Origin of the sequence: Winogradskya consettensis (assembly GCF_018332715.1) — a bacterium.
In the GTDB taxonomy this organism is placed as follows: Bacteria; Actinomycetota; Actinomycetes; order Mycobacteriales; family Micromonosporaceae; genus Actinoplanes; species Actinoplanes consettensis.
The window spans coordinates 71,151-86,161 of the sequence record NZ_BOQP01000046.1; the positions used below are offsets into that span (position 1 = coordinate 71,151).

The window sequence follows — 15,011 nt, forward strand, 5'->3', positions numbered from 1 at the left end:
GAGGACAGTGTCAGCCGGCCGATGACGGCAGGGTGCGGGGCCGCGACGGACGGCTGATGGTGGCAGGATCGGGGCATGCTCGGTGACCGGTGGGGCGTGACCGATGATGAGGTTGCGCGGGCCTATCCCTGTGATGATCTGGTGGATGCGCCCGCTCTGCAGGCGTGGCGGGGTGTGGGGATCGATGCGCCGGTCGCCGCGGTGTGGCCGTGGGTGACGCAGATCAGGCTGGCGCCGTATTCCTACGACTGGATCGACAACCTCGGGCGCCGGTCACCGCGGGAGCTGGCGGGGCTGCCCGAGCCCCAGGCCGGCGAGACGTTCACCGCCACGGCCGGCCGCAGTCTGGGCAGGATCGTCGCGGTCGGCCCGGGGCATCAGCTCACCGGGGTGATCATGGGGGCCTACATGTCGTATGTCCTGGTCGCGCAGCCGGACGACACGACGCGCCTGCTGCTCAAGGTTGTCATGCGCGCGAACCGCTGGGTCGCCCTCGGCGTGTCCGTCGGTGATCTCGTCATGGCACGTCGTCAGTTGCTCAACCTGAAGCACCTGGCGGAGAAGACCCACGCGGCGGGTACGGTCGGGGCGTGACGCTGCCCCGCTGGTCGCTGGCCGGCACCGACGATGTGCTGCTGGCCGTGTGTGCCGACATCGACGGGCTCTTCGCCGATCTGCCGCCCCGGCCGCGGGAGCGTTTCACCCTGCTGGGCTGCGAGCCGGCCGGGGCCCTGCGGGAAGGGGCGTGGCTGGGCAACGTGTGGCTCCTGGCGCGGCCCGACCATGCGGCGATGCTGCGCGACTGGGGCGGGGAGCAGTTGGTGGACACGGCGGTGCTCGGGCACCGGCCGTCGGCGGGTTCTCCGGGCCTCGTCGACGTCGACCTGGAGGGCCTCGTCAGCGTCTACGACCGTACCGACAATGTGGACCGGCCCGATGATGTCACCGGCTTCGTGCTGTACGGCTCCGGCGATTCCTTGCTGGGTAGCTGCGCCGACGTCACCGGCGTCTTCCGGGAGCGGGCGGCGCCCCCGATTCCGCAGGTCACGTTGATCGGATGCCGGGCCGGCGAGACCCTGAAAGTGGGGCAGCGTATCTCCGGGAAGGTGGGGGCCATCGCGGCCGACGGCTCGGCCATCGGCCTGATCGACAGCTGGGTCACCGGCACGATCGTGGCAAGTGTGCCGTCCGCTGACGGGCTCCTGAAGATCACCGTCGACAGCGACAGCCACGAGCCCAGTCCCACGGGCTTACGGGACATCGTGGACATCTGGCGCGCGGGCCGGCCCACCGAGAACAACCTGTGGGCCGGCTATGACCGGGACCTGCGCGAGGAGTGGGCGGGTGTGGCGCTGGCCAACCATCCCGGTGCCGCGAAGAAGGAGCCGTTCGATCTGGACGGCCGGTTCGTCACCGATGTCGAGGGTTTCTACTGCGCGCTCGGCGAGGCGGTCAACGGGCCGGGCGGCTACTTCGGCTGGAACCTCGACGCCCTGGAGGACTGCCTGCGCGGACGCTGGGGTGCCCAGCCTCCGTTCCGCCTGCGGTGGCACGACTCGGCGGTGGCCCGCGAACACCTGGTCGCCGGGTACGACCGCCACCGCTCCAGCCCCACGGTCACCCTGGACTACCTCCTCGAAACGTTCGCCGAGCACGGCGTCGACGTCGATCTGCGCTGACCCACCCGTCAAGGCAGCGGGGTGAAGGTGCTGGTGCCGGCGCCGGCGGTGTAGATCGCGAAGCCGTCGTGGATGCCGGTGAAAGTCACCGCGCCCGTGGCGAGTGGCCGGCGGGTTCCCGCGATCGGGACGTGGATCTCGGCCGTGACGTTCGTGGGGATGCCGGCCACGATGGCCGTGCCGCCGCGGACCGTTCGCCAGCGGAGGGCGAGGGTGCCTGACGGGGTCCAGGTGGTGCCTTCGGCGTGGGTGAGGGTGGTTCCGGTGGGTGGCGATATGCGTACGGTGCGGGCGGCCGGACCGGTGACCGTCACGCCGAGCAGGTCCTGCTGGAGTTCGACGAGGGCGGTGGCGCCCCAGCCGTGGGACATGCTGTCGCCTCGTTCCGGGGCTTCCCAGGATTCCCAGGTGAACGTGCCGCCGCGGGCGAGCACGTTGGCCCAGCCCAGGGACGTGGGGTCGGTGAGGCGGGCGAGGACCTCGTCGTCGCGGCCCGCGCGGTGCAGTGCGGCCAGGAGCAGGTCCGCGGTCATCGGGCTCATCTGCAACTTGAGCGAGGCGATGTAGTCGGCTACCTCGGTGCCGGCGCCCAGGAACGCCAGGGCGTACGCGTTGGCGATCTGGGAGGCGTGCGTCGAGCCCAGGCCGTCGACGTAGATGCCGTCCGGGCGCCGCAGCTGGGTGGTGATGGCGTCCGTCAGGCGGTCGGCGTCGGCGAGCAGGTCCGCCGAGGGGAGGCCGAGGGCGGCTGCCTGCTGGGCGGTGCTGCGCAGGACGTCGACGGCGAGGATGTTGACCGTGGTGCGGGCCGCCGGGGTCGTGTCGTAGCCGTAGCGGTTGGGCCAGTCGATGATGCCGTAGAGGTACGCGCCGCTGCCGCCGGCCAGGTTCGTGACGAGGCCGGTGGCCGGGTCGATGTAGCGGCGGACGTAGTCGGCGATCGCGAGGTTCACCGGGTAGGCCTGGGCCAGCAGCGTACGGTCGCCCGACGCCAGGTAGTAGTCCCACGTCCAGCCGGGGAACATCTCGGTGAAGTCGGGGATGTCGCGCTTGCCGTCACCGTTGGGGTAGACGGCGTTGAGCCTGCCGTCCGGCCAGTAACGCTGCTGGGAGGCGATGAACTCGCGGATCGCCTTGGCGGTCATCGCGTAGTCGCCGGAGCCGCCCATCAGCGCGCGGGAGATGTTCACCGAGTCGGCGAGGAACTGCCCCTTCTCGCGGGTCGGGGTGTCGAGGAACTGCTCCTGCGCGGAGTAGAGCGCCGACCGCTGCATCAGCGTGAACACGTCGTCCAGCGTGGGGTCCGAGCTGCTGAAGGTCGCAGAGTGGGAGATCGAGGTGTGCTGCACGACGGCGGCGATGTCCGCGGGTGTGGAGACCTGGAGGTAGCGGAACCCCTCGTAGGTGAAGGCCTCGTAGGTCTGGTCGCCGGCGCTCTGGGCGTACGTATAGGAAAGGTCTGTGCTCTGGTTGTCCTGGCTCGTGTTGGAGACCGAGCCGTCCGCGTTGAGCAGGTAACCGGCCACCATGGACACCGTCGTGCCGGCGACCCCGTCGCGGAAGCGCACGCGGGGCATCGCGGGGATGACCTTGCCGAAGTCGGCGACCACGGCACCGGACGCCAGCGTGGTCACGCGCACCGGCTTGACGGTCTCGTAGCTGAGGCGGGTCTGCTGCGCCTGCAGATGCGGTGACGCCGCGACGACCGGAGCCTGCCACGCCGAGTCGTCGAAGCCCGCCCTGGTCCAGGCCATGGACTGGGGGAGCGCGTTCTCGATGTAGTCGCGGCCGTCGCCGTTGCGGTACGCCGCCGCCAGCCACGGACCGCGGGTCACCTTCCAGGTGCCGTCGGAGAGCACCACCTGCCGTGACCCGTCGGCGTGGTCGATCACCAGGCGTGCCTGCAGCCCGGGTTCACCCGCCGGTCGTCCCTGCCCGGGGCCGTACCAGTGGTAGAGCACGCCGAGTGCCGCGTCGGTGCCGGGCCGTAGCCGCGACGTGACATCGGTGACCTGGTAATACCCCTCACCCGGGTACGCGTACGCCTGACCGCGGTCGACCAGCGCCCCGTTCACGAACGCCTGATACTGCTGCGAAGCCGACACGTAGAGTCGCGCCCGCACCACGCGCCCCGCACCGACAGTGAACTCCGTGCGCGCCTGTGTGTAATCGTCCTTCTCGGCCGTCGTACGCCGGATCCAGCTCGCCTGCCAGTCGGCGTCCGCGATCCCCGTGTCGAACGTGGACGCCGACCAGGGGGACACGGCGCCGGCGCGGTCCCAGGTGCGGACGCGCCAGCGGTAGGTGGTGCCGTTGATCAGCGCCGGGCCCGCGTACGGAACAAAAGAGCTCTCGCGCGACGCGACCTTGCCGCTGTCCCAGACCTCGCCGGCCGCGAAGACCTTGATCTGGTACGCGCTCTGGCGCTCACCGGCGTCGAGGTCCCGGGGCCGCCAGCCGAACAGCGGCGCACCCTCGACCCCCAGCGGTTCCGCCCGGTCACCGATCGTCAGGCCGGCGGGGCTGAGCGGGGCCAGATTGCCCGCGGCTCGCGCCGGGGTGGCCGCGCCGAGGACGGGCAGGAGCAACGCGACCGCGAATGCTCCGATACGGGTGACGTTCATGCTGCCTCTTCCGGAGAAGGAAATCGGCGAGCATCTATGTAAACACAGATCGCAGCTCGGCGTACGCGGAGCCGAGGGTTTGCTGGGTGTAATGGGCGTTGAGGCCGCTCGGGTTGGGCAGGACCCAGACCGTGACCCCGCCGATGGTCTCGCTCTGCGGTCCGGTTCTCGCTTTCGGCCGGTCGAATGCTGATCGGTACGCCGTGACGCCCAGCACCGCCAGGCATTGCGGCCGCCACCGCTCGACGAGCCCGGTGAGAATCTCCCCGCCGGCCTTGAGCTCGGCGGCGTCGAGCTCGTCCGCGCGGGCCGTGGCCCGGGCGACCACATTGGTGATGCCCAGCCCCATCGCCGGCAGCAACCCCTGCTCCGAGGGGTGCAGCACACGCGGGGTGAACCCGGCCAGGTGCAGGGCCGGCCAGAACCTGTTGCCCGGCCGCGCGAAGTGGTGCCCGGTCGCCGCCGAGTAGAGGCTCGGGTTGATCCCGGAGAACAGCACCTTCAGGCCCGGCCCGACCAGGTCCGGGATCGTCCTGTTCCGCGCCGCGGCAACCTCGTCCGGCGTGGGCCTCGAAAATTCCATACCTCAGATCATGCGCGTGGAGCCGCCGTCGATCGGAATCTGGATGCCGGTGAGGAACCCGGCGGCGGGGGAGAGCACGAACGCCGCGACCTTGCCGAACTCCTCGGGCTGGCCCATGCGCTTCAACGGCACCGCGGCGGTCGACGTGGCCTCGGCCTGCGCCGGGTCGTCACTCGCCGCGAACAGTTGCCGGTTGCGGTCGGTGAGGATCCGGCCCGGCAGCAGGCTCACCACCCGGATCCCGCGCGGCCCCAGCTCGTCGGCCATGTCCTTGGCGACGCCGGCCAGTCCCGGGCGCAACCCGTTCGACAGTCCCAGGCCCGGCAACGGCACCCGGGTCGACGTGGACAGCACGAACGCGATGGCGCCGCCCTCCTCCAGCACCGCGGCGAACGTACGCGCCGCGCGCACCGAACCGAGAAAGACCGTCTCGAAGGCCTCCCGCCAGTGATCGTCAAGCTGCTCGAGCGCTGTCCCGAGGCTGGGCCCGCCCACCGAGATCAACGCCCCGTCCAGCCGCCCGAACGTCTCCTTCGCCGTCCGCAGCAGCAGCTCCGGCGTGGCGGGATCGGTCAGGTCGGCGGCGACCCCGACGGCATCGGCACCCAGCTGCTCCACGGCGGCGTCGACACTCGCCTGCGACCGCGAGGAGATCACCACCCGCGCGCCGTCGGCCACGAGCGCCTCGGCGGTGGCGAGCCCGAGCCCCTTGGAGGCGCCGGTCAGGATATAGACACGTTCGGCCAGACCAAGATCCATAGTCCTGATCCTGCCACTACTCGCCCGTTTCGCGCCGCAGGTAACGCGTCGTCGCATCATTCGCCGGAAGGAACGACTCGACCGCCAGCTCCGCGAGGGTGACATCGAGCGGCGTCCCGAGCACCGACGTGACGCTGAAGAACTCCAGCTCCCGGTCGCCCGCCCGGATTCGCAGCGGCACCACCGGCCCGGTCACGGCGTGAACCTTCCCTCCGGGCAATTTGGACAATTCCGCATGCAGGTCGCGCAGGACCGGATCGCCGGTCACGCCCGCCTGGTGGTCCAGCCGATGCAATACATGGGTACGCCACTGAGCGAAGTTCACGATCCGCCCCGCCACGCCGTCGGGGTGCAGCGACAACCGCAGCACGTTGACGGGTGGCTCCAGCAGCTCCGCCCTCGCCCCCTGGGTGAGCAGCCCCGCGGCCCGGTTCGCGTCGACCAGCGTCCAGTGCCGGTCGACCAGGATCGCCGGGTACGGCTCGTGCCCCGCCAGCACGTCGCGCAGCCCGGCCAGTATGACGGCGATGTCGGGGCCGCCCTCGGCGTACTCGGGAGCGAACCCGCCCGCGAGCAGCAACGCGTTCCGCGCCCGCAACGGCACGTTCAGCTCCTCCGCCAGCCGCAGGATCATCTCCCGCGTCGGCCTGGACCGCCCGGTCTCCAGAAACGACAGATGCCTTGCCGACACCCCCGCCCGGTGGGACAGCTGGAGCTGACTCAACCGCCTGCTGCCCCGCCACTCCCGCAGCAGCCCGCCCACCTCAGCCATGCCCCGATCGTAGGGCCGCCCCGCTTACCTGCGAGGTAATCGCCACCCCTACCGCTGCGGGAGAAGGTCATCGCATGACAGACATCGCGACCACGGTCGAGCAGTACCTGTCCCTCTGGAACGAACCCGACCCGGCAACGCGCCGTACGCTGATCGCCGACCTGTTCAGCCCCGGGATCCGCTACACGGATCCGCTGGCGTCGGTCACCGGCCACGACGCCCTGAACACGCTGATCGGCGCCGCCCAGCAGCAGTTCCCCGGCCTGGCCTTCACCCCCGGCGACCCGCCGGACGCCCACCACGACCAGGCCCGCTTCACCTGGCACCTCACCCCGTCCGCCGATCTGTCCGCCGGCTCGGCCGCCGAACCCGTCGCCACCGGTTTCGACGTCATCGAACTCGGCCCCGACGGCCGTATCGTCACGGTGCTCGGCTTCCTGGACAAAGTCCCGGGCTGACCGGGCCGAGCTTCCGGCGGGGCTTGGCTACACAGCGTCCACGAACGTCAGGAGGGCGGCGGCGAGGGCTTCGGGTGCTTCCTGGGCCACGAGGTGCCCGACGCCATCGAGCTGGACGGCGGTGACGTTGCCCCTGGTCACCTGGCGGAGGGTCTGCGCGGTGAAGCCCGCGTTGACGCCGTCGACGGCGAGGACCGGGACGGTCAGCGGGTGCGCCTCCGCGATCGCCCTGGTCGCGCCGTTGTCGGTGAAGATCGACCGGTACAGCCCCGAGGTGCCGGCCCAGCCGTCCGGCCCGGCGTACGACCGCACGAACTCGTCGAGGTCGGCTTCGGTGACGGCGCCCTCGGTCCTGCACATCATCGGGTACGCCCAGCCGGCGATCAGGTCCCGTTCGTGCCCGGACAGCAGCAACTGCGGGATGCCGGGGGCACCGAGGAAGCCGACGTGCCACGAGCCACCGTGGTTGACGTCGGCGAGCAGCTCCAGCCCGTACCCCGTGAGGGTGGTCTCGACGCCGGTGAAGCTGAGCACGTCACCGGGGTGGGTCGCGGCAAATTGAAAGACCGGCGGCCCGCTCGCGTCCTGGCACAGCACATGCACCGGGCCCGCACCGAGCTGCGCGACCAGGTGGTGCAGGTCCTCGGCGAGCGTGGCCGCCGAGAAGTCATCGCCGGCGTGGCTCGAGTCGCCGAACCCGCGCAGGTCGACGGCGAAGACCCGGTGGGTTTCGGCGAGCAGCGGGATCAGCTTGCGGAACGCCCACCAGGTCTCCGGCCAGCCGTGGACGAGCAGGATCGGCGACCCGGTCGTCCCGGCGGCGACGTAGTGCAACCGGGTGCCGTTCACGTCGGCGGTGTGGTGGGTGACGTCGGGCATTGGTATCTCCTCAAATGGACAACCTGGCTGTCCGAAATTTAGACAGCCAGGTTGTCCATGTCAAGGACTTATACGCTGATCACATGTCCCGATCCGGCGCCGACCTGGCCCTGCTCCTCCTCGGCGGCTTCCGAACCCTCGCCGACCGCGCGGCGGTCGAGTTCGCCGCCCGCGGCTACGAGGACATCCGCCCGGTCCACGACTTCGCCCTCCAGGCGATCCTCACCGGCGCCGACAATGCCTCCGAGCTGGGCCGCCGCATGTCGGTCACCAAACAGTCGGCCGCCAAGACGATCGCCGTCCTCGAAGCCCGCGGCTACGTCGAACGCCGCCCCGACCCCACCGACCGCCGTCGCATGCACATCGAGGTCACCGATCGCGGTCACACCCTGCTGCGCGAAGGCGCCGCGATCTTCGACGACCTGCGCCGGCAATGGGAGACCCAGGTCGGAGCCGGCGCCGTCGAACAGCTGGAACGCACCCTGCGCCAACTGCTCGGCGACACCACCACCCGCCTCGACACCCCTGGCTGGCTCGTCCAGGACCTCGGCGGCGATTCCTAGACCCAGAACGTGTCGTGCCGCAGGAAGAACTCGGTGCGTTCCTCGTCGGACATCTGCGGGGTCGTCGCCACGCGTTCGAAGTAGTCCTCGCGCGGGGCGCCCGGCGAGAACAGGATGAGCATCGACGCGGGCTCACCGGACTCGTTGCGGAAGCCGTGGAGACCGCCCTCCGGCACGTACAGAAAATCTCCGGGGTTGCCCTCGATCCAGCGTTTGCCGTCGTAGAGCTGGACCGACCCGGAGATCACGAAGAACGACTCCGACAGGGACCGGTGGAAGTGCGGGTCGGGCCCGCTCCGCGGCCCCTTGAAATCCCACCGGTAGAGGCCGAACTTGCCGCCGGTGCTCGCACCGGTAGCCAGATAGCTGGCGGCCGTGGTCCGCTGATCGAGCTCAGGCGCGGCACCGGCCAGCCGGACCGTCGCCGACACCTCGCCGCCGTCGCCGAGATACTGCGCTTCGGGATAAGACATCCCCCGACGCTAGCCGCACCCCCTGACAAAATCCGACCGGCACGATCGTGATCGTTCGTCCGGACCTGAGTGCCGGGCTTTATCCGTTCGGCACGTGGCAGGTGGCTATTCGACTCTCTGCAGTGGCTGTTGAGGTGAGAGCAAGTCAGTCGTGTGTGAGTTGTTTTGCGGCTGCGTCCAATGCAGAGTGTGCCGGTGGCTTACCAACAGTCCTATATGCCGAAAAAGACGAATCATGTTCTGCATCTGCTTCTGACCCTGGTGACGTGCGGGTTCTGGGCGCCCGTGTGGCTGATCCTGGCGATCGTCAACGCGAATTCGAAAGGCGTCGTGACGACCTATACGACGGGCCAGCCGCCGCTGGCTGCCCCGTATCCGCCCCAGCAGTACGCGCCGCAGCCGTATCCGTCACCGCAGTACCAATCTCAGCCGTACCCGCCACAGCCTTACCCGTACCCGCAGCAGCCGATGCAGGCTCTGCCTCCGGCACCTCCCGCGCCTCCGCAATACCCGCATCAGTAGCCGGATATATGTCGCGCGGGAGCCCGGCGTCGTGCTGAGAAATGGCATGGGGTCGGGTGTTGTCAGTTGCGGTACAACACGCGTACCCGGCCCAGGATTTGCAGAGCGACCGTGCCCGCCGCGCTCCGGATAGCCGGTAGGCGACGGGCCCGCGGTGAGGTTTTCCCGTCGTATCGCAAAGCTGCCTCGCGGGAGGCCAGCTCAGCCCCGGCCTCGCGCGGCAGTGCATCCCGCGAAAGCAGATCCCGTGCGAAATCCCAGCCGTCCCGCAGTGAGCCGTTGGTGGGCCGGGTTTCGGCCCACGCCGACCATTCCCGCAGCCAATCAGTGCCGAGGGCGGCGGACAGTGCGGGCCACTGCCCCGCGACCTCACCGGCACGCTTGCGCAGCAGCGCGACCCGCGCGATCTCCACCATCCGGCCGTCGAAACCGGCGGGCACCGGTGCTCCCGAGGTCAGCGCCGCTACCAGCGCGGCCTGCCGGTCGGCGAGCGAACTCACCGCGTGACCGCCGGATAGCCCGAGGCCGCGGCGATGGCGTCCAGCTCCGCGGTGAGCTCGGCGGCCGGTGGGTAGTCGCCGTCGCGTTCCAGCATCAGGGCGGGAGGCCGGTGCAGGGAGCAGAGCGAGGCGACAAGATCAAGGACTTCCTGGGGTACGGCCGCAGTGTGCGTGTCGTGGTAGACCCCGTCGTGCAGCGAGCCGCCCGCCACGTGGCAGTACGCGATTCGCTCGAGCGGGATACGGGAGAACAACGCGAGCGGGTCCGTGCCGCGGTTGAGTGCGTTCGCGTAGACGTTCGCCACGTCGAGCAGCAGGAGCGCGTCGGTCCGGTTCAGGATCTCGGTGAGGAAGGCACCCTCGTCGAGGTCGTCGTCGGGCCAGTCGAAGAGGGCCGCGATCGGTTCGAGGGCGAGGGGGATGTCGAGTGCGGCTTGCGTACGTTTCACGTTTGCCACCACCGCGTCGACCGATTCGCGGGTGCGGGGGACCGGCAGCAGGTGACCGGCCTCGACGCCGCCGGCGCGGACGAAGGCGATGTGCTCGCTCACCAGGGGCGCGCCGAGCAGGGCGGCCGCCGCGGCCAGGTGTTCCACACGGGCGGGGTCGACCGGCTCGGCGCCGCCGAGGGACAGCCGGATGCCGTGCGGGACCACGGTCACCCCGCGGGAGAGCAGGGTTTCCAGGCCGGGAGGGAGGACGTCGTGGACCGACTCGGCGACCACCTCCACGAAGCGCAGGCCCGGGAGATGCTCCACGTAGCCGGCGATCTCGGGCCGCCAGCCGATGCCCACGCCGTACTCAACCGGTGTCATCCGCCGCACCCGCCGCCACCACAGCCGCCGCCGCCACCGCAGGAGCTGGAACCGGAGCTGCAGCTGGAGCCGGAGTTGTCGGAGGTGAAGTTGCTGCCGCTGCCCGAGGAGCCGATCCCCAGCACGGACTGCCGCTGCACCTCGGCCTCCGCGGCGAACGACGGGTCCATGTCGTAGAGCGACGCCGCCCCGAACAGCGCCACGCCCATCGCTGCGCCGGTCGCGCCGTATGTCGCGTACGACGGCTTCTGCCCGGGGTTGAGGTAGCTGTGCTGACCGCGCAGCTTGATCATGTCCTTGATGGCCGCCTCGGTGGCCCAGCGGTTCTTCTTACGCATCGTCAGGGCGAGCGCGGTCGCTGCGAAGACCAGGACGAACAGGAACGCCGTCGGCTTGTGGTTGATCTCGCCGGCGATGAGCCGGGCGACGCCGATCACGACCAGCGCGACCGGGGCGAACACCCAGAGCCGGGCGGCCTTCACCTGGGCCGGGCTCACCGCGTGCCCACTCTGTTCCAGACCGGACTGCAGCTGGTCGAGCGCCGACGCGACCCACTGGTCCTTGTCCAGGTCACGGGCGCGCAGGCGATGCCCGGCGGCGTTCCAGACGGCGGTGTCGAGCGGGGTCACACCCGCCGGTAGCCGCTGCGTCTGCGCCAGCGTCTTGTCGGGCGAGGTGCCGAGCACGCCCGCCCCGCGCAGCCCGGCGAGCGAGGAGTAGAGCGCCAGCCGCCGGCCACCGTTGAGATAGGCGACCTGCTGCGGGCCGAGCGCGGCCACGGAGGTGTGCCGGCTGCCCCCGAACAGGACCTTGCGGTGCGCCGCCGCTAGAACGCCCACCGCGACGAGGGCCACGACATACCAGAGCAGGAAGGTCGGACCAGAGATCCCCCACGTGTCCATGCCCTCATTGTGCAGGTCAGTGCAACAGCGAGGTCACGACCGCCTGACAGCTTCCTCCACGACGTCCAGGACGCGGCTCAGCTCGCCGGCCGGGCGGCCGGTGGCGAGGTGCAGGACGAGGCCGTCGTACGCCAGCTCCAGGAACTGGGTCAGGACTTCTACGGGTACGTCGTCGCGGAGCACACCGGCGTCACGCTGGCGTTCCAGGCGTTCGCGGGTGGCGGAGGCGATGGCGGCGGAGCGTTCGGCCCAGCGTTTGGCGAACTCGGGGTCGGTGCGCAGCCGGCGGGATACCTCCAGCTGGCTGCCGAGCCAGCCGGCGGTGTCACCGCTCGCCCCGGCACGATCGAGAAGATCCCTCATGACCTGGACCAGGCCGTTGCGGGCGACCGTCTCGACCATCGCGGCGGCGTCGTCCTCGGCCACCGCGAGGAAGAGGGAATCCTTGTCACGAAAATGGTGGAAAATCGCGCCGCGCGAGAGGCCGGTAGCCTCTTCGAGACGGCGGACGGTCGCACCCTCGTAGCCGTAGCGCGCGAAGCAGCCACGGGCCGCCCCGAGGATCTCGTGGCGGCGGGCCTCTAGCTGGTCCTGGCTTACCCTGGGCACGCGTCCGATGGTGTCACGCCGGTGACGGCGCTTGCAATCCGTACGTACGGCTTGGCATCCGCGTCACACCGGGGCCGCAGCCACGTCACATCGTGCGAAAAGTGCCTTGTCGGCCTGGCGTTGTTAACACTCACGGGCTGTTCGCTGCCGTATTCACTCACGTACAGTGCGCGGGTGCCTCTCGTCTTCCTCGCACTGGATGACACCCTGCTCGACCGCAGCGGTGCGTTCAAACTGTGGGCGAAAGGCTTCCTCGACGAGATCGGCGCCCCGCACGCGGACCTCGACTGGCTGCTCTCCGTCGACGCCGACGGCCTCACCTCCCGCTGGGACCTCGCCGACTCGATCCGCGACCGTTACCAGCTGGACATCCCCTCGATCGACCTGCTGGACGAGCTGCACGAGGGCCCGGCGGCGTACGAGAGGCTCGATCCGCTCGTCGCCTGTGCCCTGCAGATCGCGGGCGACGCGGGCTGGGTGCCCGTCGTGGTCACCAACGGCCCGCACGAGCAGCAGGAGGGCCGCATCCGGCGCACCGGCCTGGACCGCTATGTCGCCGACTGGGTGATTTCGGAGCAGGCCGGCGTCAGCAAACCCAACCCGCGGATCTTCGCCCTCGCCGCCCAGCGGGTCCGGATGCGCCTCGGCGGTGCCTGGATCGTCGGCGACAGCCCCGAGGCCGACATCGGCGGCGCCGCGGCCATGGGCCTGCCCAGCGTCTGGCTGCACCGCGGCCGCGACTGGATCGACAAGCGGTTCGCCCCCACGCGGGTGGTCGGCAACGTGATCCAGGGCCTCTCCGCGATCATGATCCCGCGCTGAATTAAATCGGTTGCGCGCCGATCGGGCGGCTCGCTAACTTGATCGCGTCGACCCAATGCGTCGACTCGGAGATGAAGGAGGTGGGACCCATGGCTGTCTTCTCGCTGTGCCGTGCCCAGACAAACCCTTGCTTCATCTCTGAGGAGACCCTCCAGTGCGAGAGCACGACTCTTTCGGCCCGGCAACGATCCGCCGCGGCCGCCGCAAGTTCGACGACGACGAGCCTCGTTCCGTAAAACGCGAGCCGCGTTTGACCGAGGACCCCGACCTTCCCGACACCGGCGATCGCTGGTCGACCTGGGATTCCGCCCTGACCGGCCCGGAGCCGTACCCCGACTGGGTCCGCACCGAGCACGGGGCGACCGACACCGAGCTCGGGATGCTCAAAACCGGCAAGGAAGCCGACGTCTTCCTGGTCCGCCGCGAGCTACCCGCCACGGGCCAGACCAGCATGCTGGCCGCCAAGCGATACCGCGACGGCGACCACCGCCTCTTCCACCGCGACGCCGGCTACCTCGAAGGGCGCCGGGTCCGCCGCTCCCGGGAGATGCGGGCCATGACCAACCGCACGGCGTTCGGCAAGGAACTGATCGCCGGCCAGTGGGCGGCCGCCGAGTTCGACGCGCTGTCCCGGCTGTGGCGGGTCGGCCAGGAGGGCGGCACGATCTCGGTGCCGTACCCCGTGCAGCTGATCGGCACGGAACTCATGCTGGAATTCATCGGCAACTGGGAGACCGGTGAGGCGGCACCCCGGCTCGCCCAGGTCCGCCCGGACCCCGACGGTCTCGCCGACCTCTGGCGCCAGATGGTCGACGCCCTCAGCGTCCTCGCCCGCGCCCAGATCGCCCACGGCGACCTGTCGCCCTACAACACCCTGGTCCACGACGGCCGCCTGGTCATCATCGACCTGCCCCAGGTGGTCGACCTGATCGCCAACCCCCAGGGCGCCGACTTCCTCACCCGCGACGTCCGCAACGTCGCGGCGTGGTTCACCGCCCGCGGCCTGCACCCCGACGTCGACGAACTGGTCGAACGCCTGCAGTACGAAGCCGGCCTGCGCTGAACGCCGGTCCCGGCCCGCTCTTGTCACAAGGCGGGCCGGGTCTGCGTCACTGCAGGTAACCCTCGACCTCACCGGCACTGTGCGCCTGCTCGGTGTCCGGGTTGTTCCCGAACTCCCGCGCGGCCCGCCGCCGGCGCAACAGATCCCAGCACTGGTCCAGCGCCACTTCGAGCTCCTGCAACCGGGCGTGCTCCTCGGTGGCGCTCAGCTTGCCGTCGGCCAGCTGCGTGCGCAGCGTATGCTCCTCGTCGACCAGGCCGTGGATCCGGCCCAGCACCTCTTTGTCATCCATGCCGCGAAGCCTAGATCAAAGTCAAGATCAGGAGCCTGCGACCACTGCGATGTGAGTTCAATCCATCAACGACGAGGTACGCGTTCCGGCCGGATCCGCCGCGACACAGGTCACGGCGCGGTCGGCGAGCCAGGACTCCTTCGACGGGTACGTGTAGTAGATGTCCATGCTTTCGTTGCCATCTTTGGCGGCGTACGGCTCGAACGCCTGGCTGCAGTGCTCATCCGCCTCGGCTTCGATCGCCGTCTCACCGGGATACGCACCGGGCGGGAAACTGAAGATCGTGTAGACCTCGGCGGTGTGCGGCTTCCCGCAGTCGACCACCGGCATGTTGTTGGGATCGAAGGAAGCCCCGAGCTCCCGGACACAATCCCCGACCGCCAGCGAAGGCCGCGCGAACGGCGCGGCAACGGCAACGTCGGCCTGCGCCGGCTTCCTCGCCGCCAGCACGACCCCGACGGCCCCCACCACGCTCGCAGCCACCACCAGGACACAGGGAATCACCACACCCGCGATGGCCAGCCCGCGGCCGCGCTCCCCACGCTCCCTGATCTGGCGCAGCGCAAAGATCCCCACCACGAAACCGACAAGCCCCACCCCGGCCAACGACAACGCCAGCGACACCACGGCCAGGTTGTTGGTCCTGGCCGGCGCCGGAGGAATCGGCTCCATCGGCACATACCCCTGATATCCGTG

The 15,011-nt window shown here is 69.9% G+C and carries 19 protein-coding genes; 7 read left to right on the plus strand and 12 right to left on the minus strand.

Features of this window, described 5'->3' with window-relative positions:
- Window positions 1-75: 75 nt before the first annotated feature.
- Both Aco04nite_RS37295 and Aco04nite_RS37300 read left to right on the plus strand, forming a co-directional pair.
- Complete coding sequence (locus Aco04nite_RS37295) at window positions 76-594, plus strand: polyketide cyclase (protein WP_213001940.1); 519 nt, start codon at window positions 76-78, stop codon at window positions 592-594.
- Entirely contained in the window at window positions 591-1,679 is a 1,089-nt protein-coding gene (locus tag Aco04nite_RS37300; RefSeq protein WP_213001941.1) for a barstar family protein, read from the plus strand. Before Aco04nite_RS37295 ends, Aco04nite_RS37300 begins: the two co-directional genes overlap by 4 nt.
- An 8-nt stretch (window positions 1,680-1,687) precedes the next feature.
- Here the strand turns inward: Aco04nite_RS37300 and Aco04nite_RS37305 are convergent, their stop codons facing one another.
- The 4 genes from Aco04nite_RS37305 to Aco04nite_RS37320 are packed head-to-tail and all read right to left on the minus strand — an operon-like array spanning window position 1,688 to window position 6,417.
- Window positions 1,688-4,303, minus strand: coding sequence for a family 78 glycoside hydrolase catalytic domain (locus Aco04nite_RS37305; protein ID WP_213001942.1), 2,616 nt, complete (start codon window positions 4,301-4,303; stop codon window positions 1,688-1,690).
- A gap of 34 nt (window positions 4,304-4,337) precedes the next feature.
- Window positions 4,338-4,886 carry a G/U mismatch-specific DNA glycosylase gene (mug, locus tag Aco04nite_RS37310; protein ID WP_213001943.1) on the minus strand — a complete coding sequence of 183 codons (549 nt, stop codon included), beginning with the start codon at window positions 4,884-4,886 and terminating at the stop codon, window positions 4,338-4,340.
- Between the two features lie 3 nt (window positions 4,887-4,889).
- A complete protein-coding gene (locus Aco04nite_RS37315) occupies window positions 4,890-5,645 on the minus strand; it encodes an SDR family oxidoreductase (protein ID WP_213001944.1) in 756 nt (251 codons plus the stop codon).
- Window positions 5,646-5,661: 16 nt separating this feature from the next.
- The gene (locus Aco04nite_RS37320) at window positions 5,662-6,417 is read right to left on the minus strand and encodes a helix-turn-helix domain-containing protein (RefSeq protein ID WP_213001945.1); all 756 of its coding nucleotides are present in this window, start codon (window positions 6,415-6,417) and stop codon (window positions 5,662-5,664) included.
- A gap of 74 nt (window positions 6,418-6,491) precedes the next feature.
- Between Aco04nite_RS37320 and Aco04nite_RS37325 the strand changes: the two genes are divergently transcribed.
- Window positions 6,492-6,875: a nuclear transport factor 2 family protein gene (locus tag Aco04nite_RS37325; RefSeq protein WP_213001946.1), complete on the plus strand. Its 384-nt coding sequence runs from the start codon at window positions 6,492-6,494 to the stop codon at window positions 6,873-6,875.
- Between the two features lie 27 nt (window positions 6,876-6,902).
- On the opposite strand, the gene Aco04nite_RS37330 is transcribed toward Aco04nite_RS37325, so the two are convergent.
- Entirely contained in the window at window positions 6,903-7,754 is an 852-nt protein-coding gene (locus tag Aco04nite_RS37330; RefSeq protein ID WP_213001947.1) for an alpha/beta fold hydrolase, read from the minus strand.
- An 83-nt stretch (window positions 7,755-7,837) separates the two neighbouring features.
- On the opposite strand from Aco04nite_RS37330, the gene Aco04nite_RS37335 reads away from it, so the two are divergent.
- Window positions 7,838-8,317, plus strand: a complete 480-nt coding sequence (locus Aco04nite_RS37335) for a MarR family winged helix-turn-helix transcriptional regulator (protein WP_213001948.1) — start codon at window positions 7,838-7,840, stop codon at window positions 8,315-8,317.
- On the opposite strand, the gene Aco04nite_RS37340 is transcribed toward Aco04nite_RS37335, so the two are convergent.
- Window positions 8,314-8,790: a cupin domain-containing protein gene (locus Aco04nite_RS37340; RefSeq protein ID WP_213001949.1), complete on the minus strand. Its 477-nt coding sequence runs from the start codon at window positions 8,788-8,790 to the stop codon at window positions 8,314-8,316. The two genes, Aco04nite_RS37335 and Aco04nite_RS37340, sit on opposite strands and share 4 nt — an antisense overlap.
- A gap of 195 nt (window positions 8,791-8,985) precedes the next feature.
- Between Aco04nite_RS37340 and Aco04nite_RS37345 the strand changes: the two genes are divergently transcribed.
- Window positions 8,986-9,312 carry a hypothetical protein gene (locus tag Aco04nite_RS37345; RefSeq protein ID WP_213001950.1) on the plus strand — a complete coding sequence of 109 codons (327 nt, stop codon included), beginning with the start codon at window positions 8,986-8,988 and terminating at the stop codon, window positions 9,310-9,312.
- 62 nt (window positions 9,313-9,374) lie between these two features.
- Here Aco04nite_RS37345 and Aco04nite_RS37350 read toward each other — a convergent pair whose 3' ends face one another.
- The 4 genes from Aco04nite_RS37350 to Aco04nite_RS37365 are packed head-to-tail and all read right to left on the minus strand — an operon-like array spanning window position 9,375 to window position 12,138.
- On the minus strand, window positions 9,375-9,812 hold the full coding sequence (locus Aco04nite_RS37350; RefSeq protein WP_213001951.1) for an SCO6045 C-terminal-like domain-containing protein: 438 nt from the start codon (window positions 9,810-9,812) through the stop codon (window positions 9,375-9,377).
- Complete coding sequence (locus tag Aco04nite_RS37355) at window positions 9,809-10,627, minus strand: MbnB/TglH/ChrH family RiPP precursor modification enzyme (protein ID WP_213001952.1); 819 nt, start codon at window positions 10,625-10,627, stop codon at window positions 9,809-9,811. The genes Aco04nite_RS37350 and Aco04nite_RS37355 overlap by 4 nt, the downstream gene beginning before the upstream one ends.
- Window positions 10,624-11,529 (minus strand): TIGR04222 domain-containing membrane protein, encoded by a 906-nt coding sequence (locus Aco04nite_RS37360; RefSeq protein WP_213001953.1) that lies wholly within the window; start codon window positions 11,527-11,529, stop codon window positions 10,624-10,626. The genes Aco04nite_RS37355 and Aco04nite_RS37360 overlap by 4 nt, the downstream gene beginning before the upstream one ends.
- 33 nt (window positions 11,530-11,562) lie before the next feature.
- The gene (locus Aco04nite_RS37365; protein WP_203834522.1) at window positions 11,563-12,138 is read right to left on the minus strand and encodes a TetR/AcrR family transcriptional regulator; all 576 of its coding nucleotides are present in this window, start codon (window positions 12,136-12,138) and stop codon (window positions 11,563-11,565) included.
- 174 nt (window positions 12,139-12,312) lie between these two features.
- Between Aco04nite_RS37365 and Aco04nite_RS37370 the strand changes: the two genes are divergently transcribed.
- Together Aco04nite_RS37370 and Aco04nite_RS37375 are read left to right on the plus strand one after the other, a co-directional pair.
- The gene (locus tag Aco04nite_RS37370; protein WP_203834521.1) at window positions 12,313-12,960 is read left to right on the plus strand and encodes an HAD family hydrolase; all 648 of its coding nucleotides are present in this window, start codon (window positions 12,313-12,315) and stop codon (window positions 12,958-12,960) included.
- A 154-nt stretch (window positions 12,961-13,114) separates the two neighbouring features.
- Complete coding sequence (locus Aco04nite_RS37375; protein ID WP_213001954.1) at window positions 13,115-14,023, plus strand: serine protein kinase RIO; 909 nt, start codon at window positions 13,115-13,117, stop codon at window positions 14,021-14,023.
- Window positions 14,024-14,069: 46 nt separating this feature from the next.
- Here the strand turns inward: Aco04nite_RS37375 and Aco04nite_RS37380 are convergent, their stop codons facing one another.
- Both Aco04nite_RS37380 and Aco04nite_RS37385 read right to left on the minus strand, forming a co-directional pair.
- Window positions 14,070-14,315 carry a DUF2630 family protein gene (locus Aco04nite_RS37380; protein WP_213001955.1) on the minus strand — a complete coding sequence of 82 codons (246 nt, stop codon included), beginning with the start codon at window positions 14,313-14,315 and terminating at the stop codon, window positions 14,070-14,072.
- A gap of 57 nt (window positions 14,316-14,372) precedes the next feature.
- A complete protein-coding gene (locus tag Aco04nite_RS37385) occupies window positions 14,373-14,987 on the minus strand; it encodes a DUF4190 domain-containing protein (RefSeq protein WP_213001956.1) in 615 nt (204 codons plus the stop codon).
- Window positions 14,988-15,011 lie beyond the last annotated feature (24 nt).